General features: G+C 70.2%; 22 protein-coding genes and 1 tRNA gene. 4 read left to right on the top strand and 19 right to left on the bottom strand.

Annotated elements, in window-relative coordinates; genetic code table 11:
- The first annotated feature begins 104 nt into the window (after positions 1-104).
- Complete coding sequence (locus tag B116_RS0103530; RefSeq protein WP_033667267.1) at positions 105-1172, top strand: LacI family DNA-binding transcriptional regulator; 1068 nt, start codon at positions 105-107, stop codon at positions 1170-1172.
- A gap of 172 nt (positions 1173-1344) precedes the next feature.
- Positions 1345-2976 carry a glycoside hydrolase family 13 protein gene (locus tag B116_RS0103525; RefSeq protein ID WP_027659222.1) on the top strand — a complete coding sequence of 544 codons (1632 nt, stop codon included), beginning with the start codon at positions 1345-1347 and terminating at the stop codon, positions 2974-2976.
- Between the two features lie 75 nt (positions 2977-3051).
- Here the strand turns inward: B116_RS0103525 and B116_RS0103520 are convergent, their stop codons facing one another.
- The 5 genes from B116_RS0103520 to B116_RS24660 all read right to left on the bottom strand — a co-directional run bounded on the left by B116_RS0103520 (position 3052) and on the right by B116_RS24660 (position 7339).
- Complete coding sequence (locus B116_RS0103520) at positions 3052-3498, bottom strand: hypothetical protein (RefSeq protein ID WP_018721248.1); 447 nt, start codon at positions 3496-3498, stop codon at positions 3052-3054.
- Positions 3499-3505: 7 nt separating this feature from the next.
- Positions 3506-4495, bottom strand: a complete 990-nt coding sequence (locus B116_RS0103515; protein ID WP_027659221.1) for a YihY/virulence factor BrkB family protein — start codon at positions 4493-4495, stop codon at positions 3506-3508.
- Positions 4496-4657: 162 nt separating this feature from the next.
- Positions 4658-5236: a 2'-5' RNA ligase family protein gene (locus B116_RS0103510; protein ID WP_018721250.1), complete on the bottom strand. Its 579-nt coding sequence runs from the start codon at positions 5234-5236 to the stop codon at positions 4658-4660.
- 30 nt (positions 5237-5266) lie between these two features.
- Positions 5267-6292, bottom strand: a complete 1026-nt coding sequence (gene trpS / locus B116_RS0103505; protein WP_027659220.1) for a tryptophan--tRNA ligase — start codon at positions 6290-6292, stop codon at positions 5267-5269.
- A gap of 90 nt (positions 6293-6382) precedes the next feature.
- A complete protein-coding gene (locus tag B116_RS24660) occupies positions 6383-7339 on the bottom strand; it encodes a hemolysin family protein (RefSeq protein ID WP_050565586.1) in 957 nt (318 codons plus the stop codon).
- A gap of 170 nt (positions 7340-7509) precedes the next feature.
- Here B116_RS24660 and galE point away from each other — a divergent pair, with 170 nt between their 5' ends.
- Positions 7510-8493 (top strand): UDP-glucose 4-epimerase GalE, encoded by a 984-nt coding sequence (galE, locus tag B116_RS0103495; RefSeq protein ID WP_018721253.1) that lies wholly within the window; start codon positions 7510-7512, stop codon positions 8491-8493.
- 63 nt (positions 8494-8556) lie between these two features.
- Here the strand turns inward: galE and B116_RS0103490 are convergent, their stop codons facing one another.
- The 8 genes from B116_RS0103490 to B116_RS0103455 form a co-directional block, all read right to left on the bottom strand.
- Positions 8557-9864: a sulfate adenylyltransferase subunit 1 gene (locus B116_RS0103490; protein WP_027659219.1), complete on the bottom strand. Its 1308-nt coding sequence runs from the start codon at positions 9862-9864 to the stop codon at positions 8557-8559.
- On the bottom strand, positions 9864-10775 hold the full coding sequence (cysD, locus tag B116_RS0103485; protein ID WP_018721255.1) for a sulfate adenylyltransferase subunit CysD: 912 nt from the start codon (positions 10773-10775) through the stop codon (positions 9864-9866). Before cysD ends, B116_RS0103490 begins: the two co-directional genes overlap by 1 nt.
- Before the next feature lie 69 nt (positions 10776-10844).
- Positions 10845-11666 (bottom strand): inositol monophosphatase family protein, encoded by an 822-nt coding sequence (locus B116_RS0103480; protein ID WP_027659218.1) that lies wholly within the window; start codon positions 11664-11666, stop codon positions 10845-10847.
- Between the two features lie 63 nt (positions 11667-11729).
- Complete coding sequence (gene pth, locus B116_RS0103475; protein WP_018721257.1) at positions 11730-12320, bottom strand: aminoacyl-tRNA hydrolase; 591 nt, start codon at positions 12318-12320, stop codon at positions 11730-11732.
- A 93-nt stretch (positions 12321-12413) separates the two neighbouring features.
- Entirely contained in the window at positions 12414-13115 is a 702-nt protein-coding gene (locus B116_RS0103470) for a 50S ribosomal protein L25/general stress protein Ctc (protein ID WP_018721258.1), read from the bottom strand.
- Between the two features lie 317 nt (positions 13116-13432).
- Entirely contained in the window at positions 13433-14413 is a 981-nt protein-coding gene (locus B116_RS0103465) for a ribose-phosphate diphosphokinase (RefSeq protein ID WP_018721259.1), read from the bottom strand.
- Between the two features lie 52 nt (positions 14414-14465).
- A complete protein-coding gene (glmU, locus tag B116_RS0103460) occupies positions 14466-16004 on the bottom strand; it encodes a bifunctional UDP-N-acetylglucosamine diphosphorylase/glucosamine-1-phosphate N-acetyltransferase GlmU (RefSeq protein WP_026321525.1) in 1539 nt (512 codons plus the stop codon).
- 100 nt (positions 16005-16104) lie between these two features.
- Positions 16105-16176: transfer RNA gene (locus tag B116_RS0103455), tRNA-Gln, on the bottom strand.
- A gap of 349 nt (positions 16177-16525) precedes the next feature.
- On the opposite strand from B116_RS0103455, the gene B116_RS0103450 reads away from it, so the two are divergent.
- Positions 16526-17209 (top strand): TetR/AcrR family transcriptional regulator, encoded by a 684-nt coding sequence (locus B116_RS0103450; protein WP_026321526.1) that lies wholly within the window; start codon positions 16526-16528, stop codon positions 17207-17209.
- 1 nt (position 17210) lies between these two features.
- Here B116_RS0103450 and B116_RS0103445 read toward each other — a convergent pair whose 3' ends face one another.
- The 6 genes from B116_RS0103445 to B116_RS0103420 form a co-directional block, all read right to left on the bottom strand.
- Positions 17211-17687 (bottom strand): DUF4383 domain-containing protein, encoded by a 477-nt coding sequence (locus tag B116_RS0103445; protein WP_027659217.1) that lies wholly within the window; start codon positions 17685-17687, stop codon positions 17211-17213.
- Positions 17688-17833: 146 nt separating this feature from the next.
- Positions 17834-18289 carry a DUF4383 domain-containing protein gene (locus tag B116_RS0103440; protein ID WP_018721263.1) on the bottom strand — a complete coding sequence of 152 codons (456 nt, stop codon included), beginning with the start codon at positions 18287-18289 and terminating at the stop codon, positions 17834-17836.
- Between the two features lie 103 nt (positions 18290-18392).
- The gene (locus B116_RS0103435; RefSeq protein ID WP_018721264.1) at positions 18393-20189 is read right to left on the bottom strand and encodes an ABC-F family ATP-binding cassette domain-containing protein; all 1797 of its coding nucleotides are present in this window, start codon (positions 20187-20189) and stop codon (positions 18393-18395) included.
- Positions 20190-20288: 99 nt separating this feature from the next.
- Complete coding sequence (locus B116_RS0103430) at positions 20289-21236, bottom strand: 4-(cytidine 5'-diphospho)-2-C-methyl-D-erythritol kinase (protein WP_027659216.1); 948 nt, start codon at positions 21234-21236, stop codon at positions 20289-20291.
- Positions 21237-21332: 96 nt separating this feature from the next.
- Positions 21333-22205, bottom strand: coding sequence for a 16S rRNA (adenine(1518)-N(6)/adenine(1519)-N(6))-dimethyltransferase RsmA (gene rsmA, locus B116_RS0103425; RefSeq protein ID WP_018721266.1), 873 nt, complete (start codon positions 22203-22205; stop codon positions 21333-21335).
- A gap of 78 nt (positions 22206-22283) precedes the next feature.
- Positions 22284-23264, bottom strand: a complete 981-nt coding sequence (locus B116_RS0103420; protein WP_027659215.1) for a TatD family hydrolase — start codon at positions 23262-23264, stop codon at positions 22284-22286.
- Positions 23265-23285: the final 21 nt, after the last annotated feature.

Raw genomic sequence — 23285 nt, 5'->3', positions numbered from 1 at the left:
CGAACCAATCGTCGTCTCCGGCTCCAGCCCAGCAGGCCCCGGAACCAGAGCTGCAAGAACTTGCCTGGCAGCGAAAGAACCATCCGGTGAGCTACAGTGCCGCCATGCGCGCTCGACTGTCCGACATCGCCCAGCAGGCAGAGGTCAGTGAGGCCACCGTCTCGCGGGTGCTCAACGACCGGCCCGGAGTGGCGCCCGAGACCCGACAGGCCGTCCTGACCGCCCTCGATGTGCTCGGCTACGAACGCCCGGCCCGGCTGCGCAAACGCTGCGCCGGGCTGGTGGGCCTGGTCGTCCCGGAGCTCGACAACCCGATCTTTCCCGCCTTCGCGCAGATCATCGAGTCGGCGCTGGCGCCGACCGGCTTCACCCCTGTGCTCTGCACCCAGACCCCCGGCGGAATCCGGGAAGACGAATACGTCGAGATGCTGCTCGACCGGCAGGTCTCCGGCATCGTTTTCGTCTCCGGCCTGCACGCTGACACCGCCGCCGACCACGAGCGGTACCGTGCACTGATCGCCCGCCCACTGCCGGTTGTCATGGTCAACGGCTATGCCCCGAACCTCCCGGCGCCCTTCATCTCCTGTGACGACCGGGAGGCCGCCGAGTTGGCCGTCACCCATCTGGTCGCACTGGGGCACCGACGGATCGGCCTGATCACCGGACCGAACCGGTTCGTCCCGGTACAGCGCAAGGTCGCCGGCTACAAGGCCGCCATGCGGCGCCGCACCGATGTCTCCGAGGCCGAGCTCACCGAGCTGACCGAGCTCTCCCTCTTCGGCGTCGAGGGGGGCGAGGCCGCCGCTGCCCGCTTGCTGGACCGCGGTGTCACCGGTTTGGTCTGCGGCTCCGACCCGATGGCGCTGGGCGCAATCCGCGCCGCCCGGCAGCGCGGGCTCACCGTGCCCCGCGACATCTCCGTCGTCGGATACGACGACTCCCCGCTGATGGCCTTCACCGACCCACCCCTGACCACCGTGCGTCAACCGGTCGCGGCGATGGCGGTTGCCGCCGTCCGGGCCCTGGTGGACGAGATCAACGGGCATGCCGCCCCACACTCGGAGTACCTGTTCCGGCCAGAGCTGGTGGTACGCGGCTCGACCGCGGTTGCCCGGACGCCCGACGTCGAACCCGGTGGACCCTCCCCGTCCCCCTTGGCGGTCTCGGTCTGAATACCCGCCGTCCGCCCCGTCGGGTGCCGACCGGGAAGCGAGCACCGAGGCAACCTTGCGCAAGGTCTGCTTGACTCTTGCAAGCCCTTGCCGGCATTCTGCACAGCAACCGGCGCCACCACCCCTGCCCGCGCCGGAGACTGCCGTACCGCGCGAGATCGGGGAACCCCTCATGACCGTCCACAACCCCAGCCCGCCGACCTCCGACGATGGCTGGTGGCGCTCCGCCGCCATCTATCAGGTCTACCTCCGCAGCTTCGCCGACGCGAATGGCGACGGGATCGGCGACCTGGCGGGCCTGCGGGAACGCCTGCCGTACCTACGGGACCTCGGGGTGGACGCGCTCTGGTTGACCCCCTTCTACCCCTCACCCATGATCGACGGCGGCTACGATGTCGCTGACTACCGCGACATCGACCCGATGTTCGGCACCCTCACCGAGTTCGACGACGTGATCGTTGCGGCGCACGCAATCGGCCTACGGATCATCGTCGACCTGGTGCCCAATCACACGTCGAACGCCCACCCCTGGTTCCAGGCCGCCCTCGCGGCGGCCCCCGGCTCCCTCGAGCGGGCCCGCTATCACTTCGCCGCGGGGCGCGGAGCGGCGGGCGAGCTGCCGCCGAACGACTGGGAGAGCATCTTCGGTGGACCGGCCTGGACCCGACTGCCTGACGGGCAGTGGTACCTGCACCTGTTCGACTCGGCGCAGCCGGACCTGAACTGGCGCAACCCCGAGGTCCGCGCCGAGTTCGAGGACGTGCTCCGGTTCTGGCTGGACCGCGGTGTCGACGGCTTCCGGATCGACGTGGCCCACGGAATGATCAAGGCGGAGGGCCTGCCGGACGTCGGCTTCGGCCAGCAGACCGGCCAACGACAGGTCGAACTGCTCGGCAAGAGCCGACTGCCCTACTTCGACCAGGACGAGGTGCACGACATCTACCGCGCCTGGCGGCCCATCCTGGACAGCTACCCCGGCGGCCGGATGGCGGTGGCCGAGGCGTGGGCAGAGACTCCCCAACGACTCGCCCGCTACATCAGCCCAGACGAGCTACACCAGGCGTTCAGCTTCGACTTCCTCGACGCCCACTGGTCGGCCGACTCCTTCCGCAAGGTCATCGACAGCGCGCTCGCCGAGTCAGCGGTCATCAACGCGCCCACCACCTGGGTGCTGTCCAACCATGACAAGCAGCGACACGTCACCCGGTACGGGGATGGGCCAGCAGGGCTGCGCCGCGCCCGCGCCGCAGCCCTGCTGATGCTCGCGCTGCCCGGCTGCGCCTACGTCTACCAAGGTGAGGAGCTGGGTCTACCCGAGGTCCTCGATCTCCCCGACGACCTGCGGCAGGACCCGCAGTACCTGCGGACCGGCCAGAGCCGGGACGGCTGCCGGGTGCCGATCCCGTGGAGCGGCAAGCTCGCCCCGTACGGCTTCAGCCCCGCCGGCAGCACGCCGAGTTGGCTGCCCGCCCCGGACACCTGGCGGGAACTGTCGGTGGCTGCCCAGACCGGTGTCCCCGACTCCACACTCGAGCTATATCGCACCGCGCTACGAATCCGCCGAACGCACCCGGCGCTCTCCACCGCCGCGGCCCAGATCGTCTGGGAGGAGACCCGGCCCGGCATCCTCGCCTTTACCCGTGCCGCCGGCGGCACGACACTCACCTGTGTGGTGAACATCGGCGACGCACCCCTCGTCAGCACCGAGTACGGCGAGCTGCTCGTCGCCAGCACAGCGCTCACCCGAGAGGGCTCGGGCTACCTGATTCCGGTCGACGCGGCTGCCTGGTTCGAACGGTGCTGAGCGGGTAAGCCCCAGTCAACCTGGTCGTTCGGCGTGCCCCGGGCCGCCGGGCGGCTGGGCAGCCGACCGGCGCGGTCAACGCTCGAGGCCGGGCAACTTCGCCGCGATCCGGGCGAAGCCTGCCCGGATCGCGGCCTCGCTCGGCGGCATCGCCGGCTGGACACCCTGGTCCCGCTCCGCCGCCGCCTCCAGCTCCTCGTCAAAGGTGTCCTCGAAGTTGCCGTAGAGCTCGGCGCTGTCCGTCTGTGCCGCCGCCTCCTCCTCGGCGGCGGACTGGGCCGCGGTGATCTCATCGCGGATCTGGTCAGCCGACACCGCCGGCAGCAGCGGCTCGACCACCGCCATCAGCGCCTCCTCCGCCACCATCACCTCGGCCAGCGCCAGCGCAGGCGCCCGCTCGTACGGGCCGCAGACCACCGGCTCCCACTCGTCGACGTCGCCGAGCGGCCCGAAGGTGATGATCCACGGCAGGTCGAGCATCGGTGAGTCGTCCGGCAGGTCGAGTGTCACGAGAGCGCCCACCCGCCAATCATCGTTCCCCGGCCGCGGGTGGATCCCCGGTTCGACGCTCCGTCCCTGGTTCGGGTGCCGTCGGCTTGTTCGCACTCGTCTGCCCGGGAGGCGGGAGGTCCCCCTCCTGATCAGCCGCTACCGGCTCCGCCGCGAGGTCCACCACCTGTCCCCGGGTGTCGGTAGCCACCAACGCCGCGCCGAAGAGCACGAGTTGGTTGAGCAGGTAGAGGTAGAGCAGCAGCCCCACCGCGCCCGCCACCACCGTGTACGCCGGGTTCCGCTCGGTCCGCACCACGTAGTACCGCCCGATGGTGTTAAGCAGGGTGATACCCACCGCCACCAGCAGCACCGCCGGGCGCAGGCGGACCCGGCTTGGCCGCAGCCGGGGCACCGCCACCAACAGTAGGGTCGCCAGCACCACGTTCACGAAGATACTGAGCACCGCACTGATCGCGGTGAGCCCGGCCGAGCCGGCGCTGCCCAGCAACCACCGCAGCAACGACTCCAACGTGTCCACCGCCGCCACCGAGACGCCGAGCAGCACGAACACCACCAGCAGCACGCCCAGATCGACCAGCCGGCGAACGACAAAGTTGCCAGGTTGTTGGTCGAGGCCGTACAGGAATCGCTGGGAGGAACGGATCGCCTCCACCCAGCCGACCCCGGTGAAGACCAGGATGGTCAGACCGACCACGCCGACGGTCCCGCTACTCTCGGCGACCTGCACCGGGTCGAGGAAGGGCAAGTTCTCCCGGAGGAACCCCGCCGCGGCGGCATTGACCTCGGTGTTGCCCTCCAGGATCGCCCCGAAGACGGAGTAGGCGACGAGGGCCAGCGCGAAGACCGCAAAGAAGCCGTAATACGCGATCGCAGCGGCGAGCCGGCTGCCGAGCCGACGGTTGTAGAGCAGGGCCGCCCGCAACCCGTGGTCGAAGGCCGGATAGCGGCGCCGCGCGGTGGTGATCCGCCCGTGGACACCCGCCTGGATACGGCGGAACACGTTCACCCTGCCATCCTCGCCGAGCTGTCGCCGGCGCGCCGGCATCCCCCGCGGTAAGCCTGGACCGCCGCGGCCCCAGGGGCGGGGTACGGGTTGCGCCGCCGGGGCAGGGTACGGGCTACGCCGCCGAGGCGGGTACGGGCTAGGCCGCCGGGGCGGGGCACCGGTTCAGCCGCCGAGCCGAAAGTCCCGCCGGGGCTGCCACCGCGTCTGGCCACTGTGGGAGAAGAGGGTGAACGCCTCCACCCCAAACATCGCCGAAAAGTCGGCCAGGTCCTCGTACGCCTGGTCCAGCGCCTCGGGTGAGACATCCTGCGCCACCGTGACGTGTGGGTGATACGGAAAGCGGGTTTCCCGGTGTAGCTCTGGGGCGGCCCGGATCGCCGCGGCGAGCAGCTCGCACTCGCTGATCCCCGTCGCCACCGTTACGAAGACCACCTGGGTGACCGGTCGGAACGTCCCGGTCCCGCGCAGGTGCAGGGTGAACGGAAGGTGCGCGGCGGCGACCGCGGTCAGGTGCCGTTCGACAGCCGGCAGGGCAGCGCCCGGAATCTCGGTCGGCCCGAGCAGCGTCACGTGCGCCGGGACGGCCTGCTGGTCCCCCGCCGCCATCCGCCGCTCGGTCAGCACACTCCCCCAGGGCTCGGGGATGTCCACCGCAATGCCGATCTGGATTGTGCCGCCGGCCGCCGACGGCCCGTCCCGCAGGTCCACGCCTCGTGTCATCCCGTTGGCCACCGGTTCCATTCCACTCACCCGCACACGTCGCGTCGCTGGCTACTCGCCACGCACCGGCGGGAAGAAGCCCACCCGCTCGTACACCGCCTGTAGGGTCGGTGCCGCCACCGCCCGCGCCTTCTGCGCGCCGGCGGCGAGCAGCTTGTCGAGCTGGGCCGGGTCGTCCAGGTAGCCGCGGGTGCGTTCCTGGATCGGCGTCACGAACTCGCGTACCACCTCTCCAAGGTCCTTCTTCAGATCACCGTAGCCCTTGCCTGCGTAGGCCCCGACCAGATCGTCAATGCTCCGGCCGGAGAGCGCCGAGTAGATCGTCAGCAGGTTGGAGACGCCCGGCTTCTGCTCGACATCAAAAACGATCTCGCGGCCGGTATCGGTGACGGCCGAACGGATCTTCTTGACTGACCGGGCCGCATCCTCCAGGAACAGGACGATACCCGCTGGCGAGGAGGACGACTTCGACATCTTCGCCGTCGGGTCCTGCAAGTCCGTGATCTTCGCCGTGTCCTTGACGATGTGCGCCGTGGGAACCGTGAAGGTTGACCCGAACCGCGTGTTGAACCGCTGCGCCAGATCGCGGCTGAGCTCCAGGTGCTGGCGCTGGTCCTCGCCGACCGGCACCGCATTCGCCTGGTAGAGGAGGATGTCGGCCGCTTGGAGGACCGGGTACGTGAACAGGCCGACGCTGGCCCGCTCGTTGCCCTGCTTCTGCGACTTGTCCTTGAACTGGGTCATCCGGCCCGCCTCGCCGAACCCGGTGATACACCCCAACACCCAGGCCAACTGCGCGTGCTCGGGCACCTGGGACTGCACGAAGAGGGTGCAGCGCTCCGGGTCCAGCCCCACCGCGAGAAGCTGCGCAGCGGCCACCCGGGACCGCTGCGCCAACGTCCGGGGGTCGTGCCCAGCGGTGATCGCGTGCAGATCGACCACGCAGTAGGTGGCGTCGTGCGTCTCCTGCAACGCCACCCAGTGTCGAACCGCGCCCAGGTAGTTGCCGAGATGGAACGAGTCGGCGGTCGGCTGAATGCCAGAGAATACGCGCGGTCGAACGGGTACGTTGGACATGCTGGCAATTCTGTCAGCAACCCGGGGCATCCGTCAGGACGGGCCGGCGGGTCAATCGCGGCCGAGCTGGGTGGGAAGCCCCGTCTCCCGTCACGACTCGGCTGGCCGAGCTGCGGCTACCGTCACCCGGGCCACCCGACGCCCCTCCAGCGCCAGCACCCGCAACCGCCAACCTCCGGGTGTCTGGTCCACCGGCTCCACCGGCGCCACGGTCACCGATACCTCGTCGCCGGCCACCGGCAGCCGGCCCAGCGCGGCCATGACATAGCCACCAACCGTCTCGTACGGTCCGGTCGGCAGATTCACCCCGGTTCGCTCGGCGAAGTCGGCCAGGTTCAGCCGACCGTCAACGGTGGTGGGTAGGCCGGCGTTGGTCGGCTCCGGCGGCGTGTCGTACTCGTCGTGCAGTTCGCCGACCAGCTCCTCAATCAGGTCCTCACAGGTGACGATGCCGGCGGTCCCCCCGTACTCATCGATGACCACCGCCAGATGATGCCCCTCCCGGCGCATCTCGGTCAGGGCCGAGAGCACCCGCTTACTGCCGGGCAGACGCTTGACCTCCCGGGCCAGCTCGCCGACCGTGACCAGCGGATCTTCGTCCGGACGAAGCAGCACGTCGTGTAGGTGCACGAAGCCGACCACGTCGTCGTGGGTCCCGTCAACCACCGGGTAGCGGGTGTGCGGCTCGACCCGGACCAGGTGTTCCGCTTGGGCGGTGGTCAACGCGGTGGAGAGAAATACCACCTCGGTACGCGGCATCATCACCTCGCGTACCAGGCTCGCCCCAGCCACAAGGACCTCGTCAATGATCCGCCGTTCCACCGGATCCAGCACGGTCGCCGCCGCGACCAGGTCGCGCAACTCGTCCTCGCTGATCCGTTCCCGGCCGGCCACCGGGCTGGTGCCGAGCAGACCGGTCACCAGGCGGGTGGTGGCGGTAGCGGTGCGGACCACGACCCGGGCGACCGCCCAGGCCAACGGGCCGGGTTCGCGGCGGGGCCGCCCCCGCGCACGGCGCCGGAGCCCGGGACGACCCGCTTCCCGCATGAGATGGATGGTAGACACCCATCGCAGTGACAGGACAGCACTGAGCCAGTTCTTCCTCGCCGCGGCCGGCGGCCCGCCCCGCCGGTTGGTTCGCAGCGCCGGCACAGCGAACTGCCGTAGGGTGACCACCGAAGGTCGCTGGCGGGGCGGCCCAGCAGGAGGAGATCGATGTGAAACTGCTCGTCACCGGGGGCGCCGGGTACATCGGCAGCGTGGTGACTCGGATGCTGCTCGACGCCGGACACGAGGTGGTCGTCCTGGACGACCTACGGACCGGGCACCGCATCGCGGTGGCACCCGACGCCACCCACGTCGTCGCTCCCCTGGACGACGTGGCACAGGTGGTAACCCCACAGGCGGGCTTCGACGGGGTGCTGCACTTCGCCGCCCTGATCGCCGCTGGTGAGTCAATGGTCAAGCCAGAGTTGTACTGGCACACCAACGTCGTCGGCTCACTCGCCCTGCTCGACGCCGTACGCGTCGCCGGGGTGCCGAAGGTCGTCTTCTCCTCCACCGCCGCCGTGTACGGCAATCCGGTCGAGCTGCCCATCTCGGAGGCGGCGATCACCGCCCCCACCAACACGTACGGGGCCACCAAGCTCACCGTCGACATGGCGCTCACCTCGGCGGCGGCCGGAAGCGGGTTGGCTGCCGTCTCGCTGCGTTACTTCAACGTCGCCGGCGCTCACCTGAGCGCCCCGGTGCCCCTCGGGGAACGGCACGACCCGGAGACGCACCTCATTCCCATCGCATTCGACGTGGCCGCCGGCCGCCGGGAAAAGATGCAGCTCTTCGGCGACGACTACCCGACAGTTGACGGCACCTGCGTCCGCGACTACATCCACGTCACCGACCTCGCCCAGGCACACCTCCTCGCGCTTGACGCCGCGGTCGCCGGACAGCACCGGATCTACAACCTCGGCAACGGCAGCGGGTTCACCAACCGTCAGGTCGTCGAGGTGGTCCGCGAGGTCACCGGCCGCCCGGTCCCGGTGGTGGTCGCCCCACGCCGCGTCGGCGACCCCGCTGAGTTGGTCGCCGCCGCCGACCTGGCCCGCACCGAGTTGGGCTGGACACCCGCCAAGCCCACCCTGCACGAGATCGTCAGCGACGCCTGGACCTTCTACCGCCACCACCTGCCGGAACAGGGGTAGCCAGCACGGCACCGGCGGCCAACCTCGATCAGCGGCGGCCCCGGGGCACTCCGAACGGGTGGGTCAGCCCGCCTCGACGATCATGCCGGCACCAACCGTCCGGTTCGTCGTCTCATCGATGACGACGAAGCCACCAGTGGTGCGGTTCCGGCGGTACTCGTCAACGAGCAGTGGAACCATCGTCCGGAAGCGGACCCGACCGATCTCGTTGAGCTTCAACTCCCCCGCCGACTCATCCCGGTGCAGCGAGTTGATGTCCAACCGGTAGTGCAGCCCACGGACGATGGCCCGCCCTGACCGGGTGGTGTGCTTGATCACGTACCTGCCACCAAGCTGCAACGGTCGGGTCTCGTCCATCCAGCAGACCATCGCCTCGATGTCCTGGGCGATGGCCGGGGCATTGTTCGGTCGACAGATCATGTCGCCCCGGGAAATGTCGATCTCGTCAGTCAGCCGTACGGTCACCGACATCGGCGGAAACGCCTCCGGGACCGGCCCGTCGGCGGTCTCTACCGCGGCGATCCGGCTGGTGAAACCGCTCGGCAGCACCATCACCTCGTCGTCGGGCTTGAGTACGCCGGAGGCGACTTGGCCCGCGTAGCCGCGGTAGTCGGTGACAGTGGTGGACTGCGGGCGGATCACGTACTGCACCGGGAAGCGCACGTCGACCAGGTTGCGATCGCTGGCGATGTGCACCCGCTCCAGGTGGTGCAGCAGGGACGGCCCCTCGTACCAGGGCATCTTCTCCGACCGGGAGACGATGTTGTCGCCGTGGAGCGCGGAGACCGGCACCACCGTCAGGTCGGGTGCGTCGAGCTTCGCCGCGAATGCGGTGAACTCGTCGGCGATCTTCTCGTAGACCTCGCGTGACCAGTCCACCAGGTCCATCTTGTTGACGCAGAGGACCAGGTGCGGCACCCGTAGCAGGGAGCAGAGGAAGGCGTGCCGACGGGACTGCTCCACCAGACCCTTACGAGCATCAACCAGGATCAGCGCAAGGTCGGCTGTGGACGCACCGGTGACCATATTCCGGGTGTACTGAATGTGCCCCGGGGTGTCGGCAATGATGAACTTCCGTCGGGGGGTGGCGAAGTAGCGGTACGCCACGTCGATCGTGATGCCCTGCTCCCGCTCGGCCCGCAGTCCGTCGGTGAGCAGCGCAAGATTGGTGTACTCGTCGCCCCGGGCCGCGCTGACCGCCTCCACCGCGGCGAGTTGATCAGAGAAGAGGGACCGGGTGTCATAGAGCAGGCGGCCGATCAGGGTTGACTTGCCGTCATCCACGCTGCCGGCGGTGGCGAACCGCAGCAGGTCCATCGGGCGGGCGGACGCCGCATCGGCACCGACCTCGGCGTTCGTCTCGGTGGTCATCAGAAGTAGCCCTCCCGCTTGCGGTCCTCCATCGCGGCCTCGCTGACCCGGTCGTCACCGCGGGTCGCGCCCCGCTCGGTGATCCGGGTGGCTGCCACCTCCTCGATGACCTTCGCCACCGTGTCGGCGTCCGAGCGGACCGCCGCCGTGCAGGAGGCGTCACCCACCGTCCGATAGCGGACCCGGGCCTTGAACCGCTCCTCACCGGCGCGGGGGCGGAGAAACTCGTTCACCGCGTACAGCATCCCGTCGCGCTCGATCACCTCGCGCTCGTGCGCGTAGTAGATCGAGGGAGCCTCGATCCGTTCGCGAGCGATGTAGTGCCAGACATCCAGCTCGGTCCAGTTGGAGAGTGGGAACGCCCGGATTGACTCACCCGGCTGGTGCCGGCCGTTGTAGAGCGACCAGAGTTCCGGACGCTGGTTCTTCGGATCCCACTGGCCGAACTCGTCCCGGAAGCTGAACACCCGCTCCTTGGCGCGAGCCTTCTCCTCGTCCCGACGGGCGCCGCCGAAGAGCGCGTCGAAGCGGTGCTGCTCGACGGCGGCCAGGAGCACCGGAGTCTGGATCCGGTTGCGCATGCCGTCCGCGCTCTCCCGTACCAGCCCGCTGGCCAGGGCCTCCGGCACGCTCGCCACCACCAGCTGCAGGCCCAGCTCGGCGACCCGCCGATCCCGGTACTCCAGCACCTCGGGGAAGTTGTGCCCAGTGTCGACGTGCATCACCGGGAAGGGAATGTTAGCCGGGGCGAACGCCTTCTGCGCCAGCCACAGCATGACAATGGAGTCCTTGCCGCCGGAGAAGAGCAGCACCGGTCGTTCCATCTCCGCGACCACCTCGCGCAGCACGAAGATGCTCTCCGCCTCCAGCGCATCAAGGTGGGACACCTGGTATGCGGCCGTCGTGGTCATGACACCGACTCGATTCCCGCACTCATTTCCAGACCTTTCCGGTCGGCTTTGCCAGAAGTAGCGCTCAGGCTACCCGCAATGGCGCTGCAATGCCGCAAGCAGCCGGCTGGCGAGATCCTTGCGACAGATCAACAGGTCTGGCAGGCGCGGGTTGGCTTCGTTGTATTTCAGCGCAGAGCCGTCGATTCGGGAAGCATGTAGCCCCGCGGCGGTCGCCACCGCCACCGGGGCTGCCGAATCCCACTCGTACTGCCCACCCGCATGGATGTACGCGTCCACCTCACCGGTGATCACCGCCGCGATCTTCGCACCGGCCGAACCCATCGGCACCAGCTCGGCACCCACCTCCGCGGCCAGGTCGGTGAGGAAGACCGGGGGGCGACTGCGACTGGCGGCCAACCGGATCGTCGGCTCGCCCGCAGTGGTCGCCGCCGGCGGATACCCGGGCGGGTAATCCGTTCCCAGTACCCGATCCTGGGCCGGCAACCCGACTGCGCCCGCCACCAGTCCGTGCGGCGTCGGGGCGTTCCGCGCCCAGAGCGCCACGTGCACCGCCCAGTCCACGCGGCCCGCCTCGGCGAACTCCCGGGTCCCATCCAATGGGTCGATGATCCACACCCGGTCGCTGGTCAGTCGGCGCGCCGTCGACGCGCCCGCCTCCGCCGCCCAGGCCAGCCGGGAACCCTCGTCCTCCTCCGACAGGACCGCATCCTGCGGACGCCAGGTCGCCAGTTCAGTGCGGAGCAGGTCGTGCGAGACCTTATCCCCCGCGGCCTTCAAGGCACCCGGGTCATCGAAGCCCACCTCGTCACGCAGGTTGACCAGCGCCTGCCCGGCCCGGACCGCCAACCAACGGGCGAACGCCCCATCGATCATCGGAGGACTACTCATATCCCGCACTCCCGTCGCCGCGCCACCCGCCTAACGGAGCGGAGACCATCGCCGAACCGGCCGTCAGACACCGTGATAGAGGTTCTGGGTCGGTTCCACCCCACGTTGGACAACCGACTCCACGACGTCTGCCGCCCGGTCCACCAGGAAATCCAGCTCCTTGCGCTCGACGGTACCGAAATCCGACAGTACGAAGTCCGCCGGGTCCCGCCGCGCCGGCGGCCGGCCGACCCCGAACCGCACCCGGGCGTACTCCTTCGTCCCCAGGGACTTCGTCATCGATCGCAGACCGTTGTGGCCGCCCTCGCCGCCACCGCACTTCACTCGAACTTGGCCATAGGGGATATCCAGCTCGTCATGGACAGCCACCACCCGTGTCGGTGGCACCTTGTAGAACTGCGCCAGACCGGCCGCCGCCGCGCCGGAGAGGTTCATATATGTCAGTGGCTTCACCAGCACCAGCCGCGGGCCGCCGAGACCCAACCGCCCCTCGGCGACCTCCGCCATCGCCCGCTTGTGTCGACTGAAGCGGGCCCCCAGCCGCCCGCCCAGCAGGTCGGCCACGAGGAAGCCGACGTTGTGCCGGTTCCCGGCGTACTGCCGACCGGGGTTACCCAGACCGACTACCAGCCACGGCCCTGTCTCCTCCGCCACCGTCTGCCCCTTCCGCTCGCACCCGTGCCACCCACTAATACGCCAAAGGCGCCCCCGACGAACGGGGACGCCTGGCACCTACGCAGCGAACGATCAGGCCTCGGCCTTCGCCTCGGCACCCGTCTCCTGCTCGGCGGCCGGAGCTGCGGCCTCGGCGCCCTCCGAGCCCTCGGTGACCTCGCCGACCTCGGCCTCGGCCTCGGCAGCGGCCTCCTCCACCTCCGGCAGCGTGGCCTCAAGCTGCTCTTCGGTCGGGGCGGCGGTCACCGCGGCGACCGGCAGCTCCGGGTCGGTGGCCAACTCGACTCCGGCCGGCAGTTCCACGTCGGCGGCGGCCACCTGCGTACCCGCGGCCAGGCCCTCAATGGTGGCGTCGAGGTGGTCCGGCACGTTGGTGGCGTCAGCGGTCACCGAGACGCTGTCGTGGTCGTGCACGATCAGCGTGCCCTTCGCGGCCTCCCCGACCAGCTGCACCGGAACCTCAACGGTGACCTGCTCGCCACGGCGGACCAGCAGCAGGTCCACGTGCTCAAAGGTGTCCTTGATCGGATCCCGCTGGATCGCCTTCGGCAGGGCCAGCACCTGCGTGCCGTCGCTGATGTCGATCGTGAAGAGCTGGTTGGCGCCACCGCGCCGGATCGCCGCAGCGAACTCACGGGCCGGCAGCGCGATGTGCTTGGGCTTCTCGCCATGGCCGTACAGCACGGCAGGCACCTTGCCGGCCCGGCGGGTACGACGGGCACCACCCTTGCCAAACTCGGTACGGGGCTCGGCGCTGATCTTTACCTCGGACACGGGGAAACTCCTGATGCTTCGCTGCGGCGATGGTCGTCTCGGTGCCGGGCGAGGGGCTCGCTGGGGCTCCTGCGTCATGACCGACCGCCTAGGAGCGCCGCGTCGATGACGGCGCCTCCATGCGGTCCTGGTCAGCGGCCCGCAGGGCACCCTCGCCGTGGCAACCGCACTAGTCTACCCGAAGGCGATCCGCCCACTCCGGCGGCACCCCGGTTTCACACCGCTCCTGCCGAAGCGTCCCAACAGCGCGCCGATGCTGACGGAGAAGCCCGGTCCGCCGGTGGTAACCACCCCGAACCGGGCTTCGACCGCGCAACTCAGCTCAGGCCACCGAAGAGGGTGGTCACCGAGCCGTCGTCGAAGACCTCACGGATCGCCCGGGCCAGCAGCGGTGCGATCGACAAGACGGTGACCTTGTCGAGCTGCTTCTCCGGCGGCAGCGGCAACGTGTTCGTCACCAGTACCTCGCTGATCGGGCTGTTCTTCAGCCGCTCGGTCGCCGGATCCGAGAAGAGCGCGTGGGTAGAAGCGACGATGATCTCGGCCGCACCCAGCTCCTTAAGGATCTCCGCAGCCTTGGTGATCGTGCCACCCGTGTCGATCATGTCGTCAACGATCAGGCAGACCCGACCCTCGACCTCACCAACCACCCGGTTCGCCACCACCTGGTTCGGCTTGGACGGATCCCGAGTCTTGTGAATGAACGCCAGCGGGCAACCACCCAACCGGTCGGTCCACCGCTCGGCGACCCGAACCCGACCCGAATCCGGGGCGACCACCGTCATCGGGCGTCCGGCGTACCGACGCTCCACCTCCTCGGCGAGCACGTCCATCGCGAAGAGGTGGTCCACCGGGCCGTCGAAGAAGCCCTGGATCTGGGCGGTGTGCAGATCCACAGTGAGGATCCGGTTCGCGCCGGCGGTCTTCAACAGGTCCGCGATCAGCCGGCCCGAGATCGGCTCCCGGCCGCGGTGCTTCTTGTCCTGCCGCGAGTACGGGTAGAAGGGCAGGACCACGGTGATCCGCTTGGCCGACCCACGCTTCAACGCGTCGATCATGATCAGGGTCTCCATGACCCAGGTGTTGACCCCGTGCGTAACGGACTGCACCACGAAGGCGTCCGAACCACGCACCGAGTCCTTGTAGCGGACGAAAATCTCACCGTTGGCGAAATCGTAGGCGTCGGCCGGTGTCGGGGCGACCCCGAGCACCTCGCCGATCTCCTTGGCTAACTCCGGAAAGCCACGCCCGGAGAAGAGCATCAGGCTCTTGCGGTTTTCGGCGACGATGCTGCCCATGGCCCGTCTGCTCCTGTTGGTTGGTGGTGCCCGGCGCGGTGGTGGGCCGGGGCTAGTCGGTTGCAGTATCCCCGGTGCCGTGTGCCCCACCCGCCGGCTCGGCCCCCGCGTGCATTGCCTCACCTTCACTTGCCGTCGCCCCGGAAGACACTCCCGCTACACCGGCCCGCCCGACGCGCTTGGCTGCCTCCGCGGCGGCGGTGCCGGCCCGTCGCTTGACCACCCAGCCTTCGATGTTGCGCTGCCGCGACCGGGCCACCGCCATCGCCCCGGCGGGCACGTCCTGGTCAATCACGGAACCGGCCGCCGTGTACGCCCCGTCGCCGACCTCGACCGGCGCCACGAACATGTTGTCCGCACCGGTACGAGCGTGGTCGCCGATGACCGTACGGTGCTTGCGTACCCCGTCGTAGTTCACGAACACGGTCGCCGCGCCGATATTGCTCTGCTCGCCGATCGTGGCGTCCCCGACGTAGGTCAGGTGCGGGACCTTCGACCCCACGCCGACCTCGGAGTTCTTCACCTCGACGAAGGTGCCCACCTTCGACTTCTCCGCCAGCCGCGCTGCCGGCCGCAGATACGCGTACGGGCCGACGCTGGCCGCCGGGCCGATCTCCGCTCCGACCGCGTGGCTGCGTACCACGGTGGCGCCGGGCCCGACCAGGGTGTCCACCAACGTGACGTCCGGGCCGACCTGCGCACCGGCACCGATCACGGTGGCGCCCCGGAGCTGCGTGTTCTGATCGACCACCGCGTCCCGCTCCAGCGCCACGGTCACGTCGATCCAGGTGGTCTCCGGGTCGAGCAGGCTGACCCCGCTGCGCATCCAGGCCTCGTTGACCCGGTTGCGCAGCAGTCGCCGCAGCCCGGCCAACTCCACCCGGTCGTTGCAGCCCAGCGTCTCGATGTGGTCCGGCGCTACGTGCACCGCCACCGGCTCGCCCGCCGACCGCAGCAGGCCGAAGACGTCGGTCAGGTACTCCTCGCCCTGGGCGTTGTCGGTCGACAGCTTGCCGAGCGCGTCCCGCAGCAGGTCCGCGTCGAACGCGTAGATACCGGCGTTGATCTCCCGAATCTCCCGCTGGTCGGGGGTCGTGTCGCGCTGCTCCACGATCTGCTGGAGCTGACCGTCGGCATCCCGCACGATCCGGCCGAGCCCGGTCGGGTCGGGCACCTCCGCGGCCAGCACCGTCGCGGCGGCACCCGACCGCTCGTGCGCTGCGACCAACCCGCCGAGGGTCTCCGGCCGGAGCAGCGGTGCGTCCCCATATGTCACCACCACGGTGCCAGTGGATTCCGGGACGGCGGCCAACGCGACCCGCACCGCGTGCCCGGTGCCGAGCTGTTCGGCCTGGAGCACCGGGAGGGCCTGCGGGGCGATCTCCGCCAGGTGGGTCCGGACCTGGTCCGCCCCGTGGCCGACCACCACCACGGTGCGGTCGGCGGCGAGCGGCTCGGCAGCGCTGAGCACGTGGCCGACGAGCGTACGGCCAAGCAGTGGGTGCAGCACCTTGGGCAGCCCGGACTTCATCCGCTTACCCGCACCAGCGGCGAGCACGACGACTGTACGAGGAAGGGGCTGCTGGGACACGGAAGGGCTCCCGTCGGTGCGGCGACAGTCTCGCGGTCATGCTAACCAGACATCAACGCGGCATCGGCGGGGCCTTCACAATGCTGCCCGGTGGCATGAGCTGGGGTGCCTGGATTCGAACCAGGAGCTCAAGGCTCCAAAGGCCTGCGGGTTGCCGTTACCCCACACCCCATCGCCATGTCGTCCGAAGGCGCAGTCGGGCAGACCTACGATCCGGAACAGCTCGGTGATCATACCTGCGATCCGCCCGGACGGCGCCCGACCGCATGTCGGATTACCGAAAACCACGATAGTCGCCCCCACTTGCGGGCCAACCGGGTGGTGGGGTCAGTGCGGGCCGCGCGGCGGTGCGGTGCGCAGCGGCAGCGGCGCTGGTCCCGGCCGTCTGAGCGTCGCCGGGGCGGAGCGCCTGAGCCGACCTGGCAGGATGGCCGGTGACCGGCCAGGCCCCAGAACAGGAATGGCCGGTGACCGGCTCGACCCCACGACTGGACGGCACCGAGCGCCGATGAGGTGACGACATGATGGATGGCCTGGGCAGCGACCACACCCCCGGTCGGCGACGGGGAGCCGCAGCAGCCAGAAAGACCCCACGGGTACGCATGTCTGCGGCGCAGCGACGCGAACAACTCATCGCGACCGCACGCCAGCTCTTCGCCGAACGCGGCTTCGACGCCACCTCGATCGAGGAGGTGGCGGCTCGGGCGAAGGTCTCCAAACCGGTGGTGTACGAGCACTTCGGCGGCAAGGAGGGGCTGTACGCGGTGGTGGTGGACCGGGAGGTCCGCAGCCTGCTCGACCGGATCACCACCGCCCTGACCGCCGGCCACCCACAGGAACTACTCGAACAGGCCGCGCTGACCCTGCTCACGTACATCGAGGAGGAGACCAGCGGGTTCCGGGTGTTGGTCCGGGAGTCACCCCTGATGTCGTCGACGGGCAACTTCAGCAGCGTCATGAATGATGTCGCGCACCAGGTGGAGCACATCCTCGGCGCCGAGTTCTCCAGCCGCGGGTACGACCCGAAGCTCGCCGAACTCTACGCCCAGGCCCTGGTGGGAATGGTGGCGCTGACCGGCCGCTGGTGGCTGGAGGTACGCCGGCCCCGCAAGGAGACGGTGGCGGCGCACCTGGTGAACCTGGCCTGGAACGGCCTGTCCCACCTTGAGGCGAAGCCGGGCCTGATCACCCTCCGCGGACGCTGAGTCAGGACCGGTTGGGGTCGGCGACCGGACCACCGGAGCCGTCCTGCTCCGTCTCGGCGGGCTCCACCGGCCCGACCTTGTCGTAGAGGCCGGTGCCGAGCAGGATCAGGCCGAAGAGCATCGACACGATCACGGTCGACATCGAGAAGCTGAGAAAGTTGGCCGAGGTCTGCAGCACCGACATCATCAGGACGCTGGTCACCAAGAAGACGGCCCCGGCGATCAGGTTCATGTAGTGGCCGAGATTGCCCCGCCGGGACGCCCCCACCAGGAGGAAAGCGCCGAAGACCACCGAGGCCAGCGCGAAGGCGAGGTTGGTGCGGAGGCCAAGCACCCATTCTCCGTCCCGGTCGAAGAGCGGGTCGCCCAGCGTCTGCGCGGTGCCCCAAACACCGAAGACCAGGATGTAGAGACCGATCAGCCCGGCAAGGACCCGGTAGATCGGCCGCGCCGGATGGTTCAGCGGGATGTGCGCCATGACGCCCTCCGACCGATCGACGACAGCCAGGGGTCATTGTCACCCGGGCCGGAGCCGCGCGTACGGCGAATCGACCGGTAGGCGCAAGCGCCACGGAGCCCGCCGCACCTCGTTGGGCGTGGCGGGCTCCGTTCCGGAGACGACGGTCAGAGCACCAGCCGCGCCTGCTGCCAGGCCTCCTGCTCCGCGTCGGTGCCGACCTTGCCGTACATCCCGACCATGAGCAGGACCAGGCCGACCACCATCAGCACGAGGATGGTGGCGATGCTGAAGTTGAAGATATTCGCCTCGGTCCGGAGGAAGGCGAGGCCAGCGAGGCTGAGCACGATACCCACGTACCCCAGCCCCTGATTGATCAACACATCGACGTTGCGGCCGATCGCCGTACCGGCCAGCACGGCGCCACCGAGCAGCACGCTGAGCAACGAGAAACCAAGGTTCGTGCCCTGACCGAGCACCGCGGTGTCGCTCTGGGCCAAGAGCTCGTCGCCGACGGTCGCGGCGAGGCCGAGCACGCCGAAGGCGACCAGGTACAGGCCGGTCAGCCCGCCGATCGCCCGGTAGATCGGCCGCGCGGGGTGGTTCACGGGGGTGTGGGCCATGGCTGAGTCTCCAACGACGTTACGGTGAGGGTCGGCGCCGATTGTCGCGTACTGGCCGGTGTGACGCCGCACACGGTCCCGGCGTGCCGCGGCGCAGCGACGGTCAGTCGCTCGGAATCTCGTCGGCGAGCGTCAGCCAGGCCTGTTCGATCTGTTCCCGCTCACCCCGGACCTCCTTGAGCTGGCTATCCAGCTCAGCGACCCGCGCGTAGTCGGTCGCGTTCGCGGCCAGCTGGTCGAGCAGCTCCGCCTCCCGCTGCTCCAGCCGACCGACCTGCCGCTCGAGCCGGGCCAGCTCCTTGCGGGCCTGGCGGACCTGGGCGGCAGACATCCCGCTCGCCTTCGCGGGCGCCGGCCCACCACCGGTCGCCGGTGCCGGACGGCCGCCGTCGGTGGCCCGAACCAGGTACTCGTCAACCCCGCCGGGCAGATGCACCAACTCGCCGTCACCGAACATGCCGTACACGGTGTCGGCGACTCGTTCCACCAGGTACCGGTCGTGGCTAGCCACGATGATCACGCCAGGCCAGGAGTCGAGCAGATCCTCGAGCGCGGCGAGAGTGTCGGTGTCCAGGTCGTTGGTGGGCTCATCCAGCAGGAGCACATTCGGCTCACCGGCGAGCAGTCGCAGCAGCTGCAGCCGCCGCCGCTCTCCACCAGAGAGATCAGCCACCGGGGTCCAGAGCCGGCGGTCGTCGAAACCGAAGACCTCGGCGAGCTGGGCGGCGGAGATCTCTCGGTCACCCAGCCGGACCCGGCGGGCGACCTCCTCGACCGCCTCGAGAACGCGCAGCTGGCCGGGGAGCTCGGCGAGTTCCTGGGAGAGGAACGCGGGGCGCACGGTGGAACCGGCCACGAACCGGCCGCGGTCCGGGCGGGTGACGCCGGCGAGCATCCGCAGCAGCGTGGTCTTGCCGGCGCCGTTGCGGCCGAGGACGGCGATCCGGTCCCCGGGACCGACCTGCCAGGTGAGGTCGCGCAGGATCTCCTTCGGCCCCGCGTCCAACCGGACGTGCTCCAGGTCGTACACCTGCTTGCCGAGCCGGGCGGTGGCGAGCCGCTGCAGCGACATGCTGTCCCGCGGCGGCGGAACGTCGGCGATCAGCGCGTTCGCCGCGTCGATGCGGAACTTCGGCTTGGATGTGCGGGCCGGCGGGCCGCGGCGCAGCCAGGCGATCTCCTTGCGGAGCAGGTTCTGGCGACGCGCCTCGGTGGCGGCGGCGACCCGCTCCCGTTCGACACGGGCGAGGGTCCAGGCGGCGAAGCCGCCCTCGTACGCCCGGACGGTCTGGTCGGCGACCTCCCAGGTGGTGGTGCAGACGGCGTCGAGGAACCACCGGTCGTGGGTGACCACGACCAGCGCACCCCGGCGGGTGAGTAGGTGCCGGGCCAGCCAGTCGATGCCACCGACATCAAGGTGGTTGGTGGGTTCGTCGAGGATCAGCAGGTCGGCGTCGCGGACCAGCAGCGCGGCCAGGGCGACCCGCCGACGCTCGCCGCCGGACATCGGGCCGACCGGAGCGTCGAGGCCGAGGTACGGCATCCCGAGGCCGTCGAGGACCTTCCGGACTCCAGCGTCGCCGGCCCACTCGTGCTCGGCACCCATCCCCTCGGCCAGCCATGCGGTGCCGAGGACCACGTCTCGGACGGTCGCATCGGGGGCGAGCTGCAGGGCCTGCGGCAACCCCGCGACGCGTAGGTCGCGACGGTGGGTCACCCGGCCGTCATCCGGCTCCTCCTGCCGAGTAAGCAGGCGCAGCAGGGTGGATTTGCCGGCGCCGTTGAGCCCCACCACACCGATCCGGTCGGCGTCGTCGAGACCGAGCGAGACATCGGTGAGCAGCGGCCCGGCAGCGCCGTAGCCCTTGGACACCCGGTCCAGGTTGACGATGTTGGCCACTACACCCCTTCCATGGTCAGGGCGCCCGGCACCGGATCGGCAGCCAAGGACGCCCGAGGCAAGGGTACGCGGGCACCCGGCGGCCGGCGCCGGGGACGGTCAGCCGATCCGGGCCCCAGCGACCGGGCCGTGCGCGGTGCGCGCCTGTCGGCACACGTCGAGGGCGTCCAACTCGGTGGCGATCCGCTCCGCGTCGGCCGCTCCGGCGGCGAGGAAGACACAGGTCGGCCCGGAGCCGGAGACGATGCCGGCGAGCGCCCCCGCCGCCTCGCCCGCCTTCAGGGTGGCGGCCAGGGACGGCCGCAGGGCGAGCGCGGCGTCCTGGAGATCGTTGCCGAGGGCCGCGGCGAGCACTCGGGGGTCGGGCTGCCGTAGAGCGGCGAGGAGGGTGTCGGCGCTGCCGAGCGGGGGGCCGGCGGCCCCGGCCTCGCGGAGCCGATCGAGTTCCTGGTACGCGACCGGCGTGGAGAGGCCGCCGTCGGCGACCGCGACGACCCAGTGCCAGACGGTCGGTCGGGCCAGTACTGGGCTGACCGCCTCGCCCCGGCCGGTGCCGAGCGCGGTGCCCCCGTGAATCAGGAACGGCACGTCGGAACCGAGGCTGGCGGCGATCTCCGCCAGTTCGTCGCGGGAGAGCCCGGTCCCCCAGAGGGCATCGCAGGCGACCAGCGCGGCGGCGGCGTCGGCACTGCCCCCGGCGAGCCCACCGGCCAGTGGGATCTGCTTACGCAGGTGCAGCCGAGCGTGCGGCGCCACGCCAGCGGAGCTGGCGAGGGCCCGGGCGGCCCGGACGACCAGATTTGACTCGTCCAGGGCCAACTCGCCGGTCCCCTCACCCTCCATCGTCAGGGTCAGGGTGTCGCCTCGACGGGCGGTCAACTCGTCGTAAATGGAGATCGCGTGGTAGACGGTGTTGAGCTCGTGGTAGCCGTCCCGGCGTAGCGGCCCCACCCCCAGATGCAGATTGATCTTGGCGGGGACTCGTACCCGGACCGGCCCGCTGACACCTCGCGGTTCGTCATCCTCCGGCCGCCATGCCTCGGTCACGGGATGGTGTCCCAGACCGAATCCTGGCTCCCCGTCCCGGGTGCGACGGGCGGGGGCAGCGGCGTGGTTTCTCGTACTTCCTCGGCGAGCACGGCGTCAGCCTACTGCCCGGTCGGAGGCGGCCGGGGCCGACGCGGCGATCGCGGCGAACTGCTCGACCGGGAGCGCCTCCCCACGGGCGCCGGGATCCACTCCGGCGGCGGAGAGCACCGCGGCCGCCCGGTCCGCACCACCGGCCCACCCGGCCAGCGCCGCCCGAAGGGTCTTGCGACGCTGGGCGAACGCGGCATCCACCACCGCGAAGACCCGCTCCCGGGAACCACCCACGCCCGGCGGTTCACGACGGGTGAAGGCGACCAACCCGGAGTCGACGTTCGGCACCGGCCAGAACACGTTCGGCGGCACCTTCCCGGCAGCGTGGACGTGGGCGTACCAGGCGAGTTTGACCGACGGCACGCCGTACACCCGGGAACCGGGGCCGGCGACGAGCCGATCGGCGACCTCCTTCTGCACCATGACCAGGCCGTGCCGCAGCGTCGGCAACTCGGCGAGCAGGTGCAACACCACCGGTACGGCGACGTTGTAGGGCAGGTTGGCGACCAACGCGGTCGGCGCGGGATCGGCGAGCTGCCCAGCAGTGACCCGGAGCGCGTCGGCGCGGTGCACGGAGAGCCGGTCGGCGGCGGCACCGGCGTGCCGGGCGGCGGTCTCCGGCAGGGCGGCGGCGAGGACCGGGTCGATCTCGACGGCGTGCACGTGCGCGGCGGCCGGCAGCAGCGCGAGGGTGAGCGAGCCGAGGCCCGGCCCGACCTCCAGCACCACGTCCTGGTCGGTCAGGCCGGCGGTGGTGACGATCCGCCGCACCGTGTTGGGGTCATGGACAAAGTTCTGGCCGAGCCGCTTCGTGGGAGCGACGCCGAGGCGGGTGGCGAGGTCCCGGATCTCCGCCGGGCCGAGGAGACCGGTCACGCCCGCTAGCGTAGGTGGACGCCGGGGTGCCCCGGGCAGGGGCCCGCCACCTCCGGCCCAATCTCGCCAGCCCCGCCGTCACCAGGGGCCGAAGGCCCGCTCACCGGTACGGGAGAGGGCCGCGCAGAGCTCGTCCAGGTCGCTGCCGGTGGTGGCGGCGAGCGAGCGGACGGTGAGCGGGATCAGGTACGACGCGTTGGGCCGGCCCCGGTGCGGCACCGGGGTGAGATACGGCGCGTCCGTCTCCACCAGGAGGTGATCCAGCGGGGTCACCGCGGCGGCCTCCCGCAGCGCCGTGGCGCTGCTGAAGGTGACGGTGCCGGCGAAGCTGAGCAGGTAGCCGCGGCGCACGCAGGCGCGGGCGAACTCGGCGTCACCGGAGAAACAGTGCATCACCACCGTCTCCGGAGCGCCCTCGTCGTCCAGGATCCGCAACACGTCGTCATGCGCGTCGCGGTCGTGCACCACCAGGGTCCGGCCGTACCGCTTGGCGATGTCGATGTGGGCCCGGAAGCTCACCTCCTGCGCGGCACGCCCCTGCTCACCGGTGCGGAAGAAGTCCATCCCGGTCTCGCCGACGCCCCGTACCCGGTCCTGGCCGGCCAGCGACTCGACGACGCGCAGTGCCTCGTCCAGTTCCGCCAACCGGGGCGCCTCATTGGGGTGCAGCGCGACGGTGGCGACGACCGCCGGGTAGCGCTGGGCCATCTCCGCCCCCCACCGGGACGAGTCGACGTCAACCCCCACCTGCACCAACCGGTCCACCCCAACCTCCGCAGCCGCCTCGACCACGGCCTGGATCGGGTCACCGACGGCGCGGGGGCCGCCGGCGGTGTGGGTCGGGCCGGCGGCCGGGCCGCCGGCCGCGCCCACGCCGACGGCCTGCGCGGTCGACGTACGGCGCGGCGGGACCCCGGCCTCGCTGATCGTGATGTCGAGGTGGGTGTGGCTGTCTGGCACCGGTCGGGGCAGCGGCGCGGGCGCCGGCGGGAACTCTCCGGCCCGCCGGGCCGCACGCTGCTTACGGGATTCGGTCTGCTCGGTCATCGGCGCAAGCATCACACACCGGGTACGCCCCCG

Source organism: Salinispora fenicalii, assembly GCF_000514815.1.
Lineage (GTDB): Bacteria > Actinomycetota > Actinomycetes > Mycobacteriales > Micromonosporaceae > Micromonospora > Micromonospora fenicalii.
Note: the sequence above shows the minus strand (reverse complement) of the source record. Positions and strands in the feature narration are given on the sequence as shown.

Bases quoted from the DNA above. Each gene is read 5' to 3' on its own strand.
- B116_RS0103480 (WP_027659218.1), bottom strand. From the start codon at position 11,666: ATGAGTAGTCCTCCGATGATCGATGGGGCGTTCGCCCGTTGGTTGGCG.
- cysD (WP_018721255.1), bottom strand. From the start codon at position 10,775: ATGACCACGACGGCCGCATACCAGGTGTCCCACCTTGATGCGCTGGAG.
- B116_RS0103510 (WP_018721250.1), bottom strand. From the start codon at position 5,236: ATGGAACCGGTGGCCAACGGGATGACACGAGGCGTGGACCTGCGGGAC.
- B116_RS0103490 (WP_027659219.1), bottom strand. From the start codon at position 9,864: ATGACCACCGAGACGAACGCCGAGGTCGGTGCCGATGCGGCGTCCGCC.
- trpS (WP_027659220.1), bottom strand. From the start codon at position 6,292: ATGTCCAACGTACCCGTTCGACCGCGCGTATTCTCTGGCATTCAGCCG.
- B116_RS0103420 (WP_027659215.1), bottom strand. From the start codon at position 23,264: ATGCTTGCGCCGATGACCGAGCAGACCGAATCCCGTAAGCAGCGTGCG.
- B116_RS0103450 (WP_026321526.1), top strand. From the start codon at position 16,526: ATGATGGATGGCCTGGGCAGCGACCACACCCCCGGTCGGCGACGGGGA.
- B116_RS0103445 (WP_027659217.1), bottom strand. From the start codon at position 17,687: ATGGCGCACATCCCGCTGAACCATCCGGCGCGGCCGATCTACCGGGTC.
- B116_RS0103530 (WP_033667267.1), top strand. From the start codon at position 105: ATGCGCGCTCGACTGTCCGACATCGCCCAGCAGGCAGAGGTCAGTGAG.
- B116_RS24660 (WP_050565586.1), bottom strand. From the start codon at position 7,339: ATGCGGGAAGCGGGTCGTCCCGGGCTCCGGCGCCGTGCGCGGGGGCGG.
- B116_RS0103465 (WP_018721259.1), bottom strand. From the start codon at position 14,413: ATGGGCAGCATCGTCGCCGAAAACCGCAAGAGCCTGATGCTCTTCTCC.
- B116_RS0103440 (WP_018721263.1), bottom strand. From the start codon at position 18,289: ATGGCCCACACCCCCGTGAACCACCCCGCGCGGCCGATCTACCGGGCG.
- B116_RS0103525 (WP_027659222.1), top strand. From the start codon at position 1,345: ATGACCGTCCACAACCCCAGCCCGCCGACCTCCGACGATGGCTGGTGG.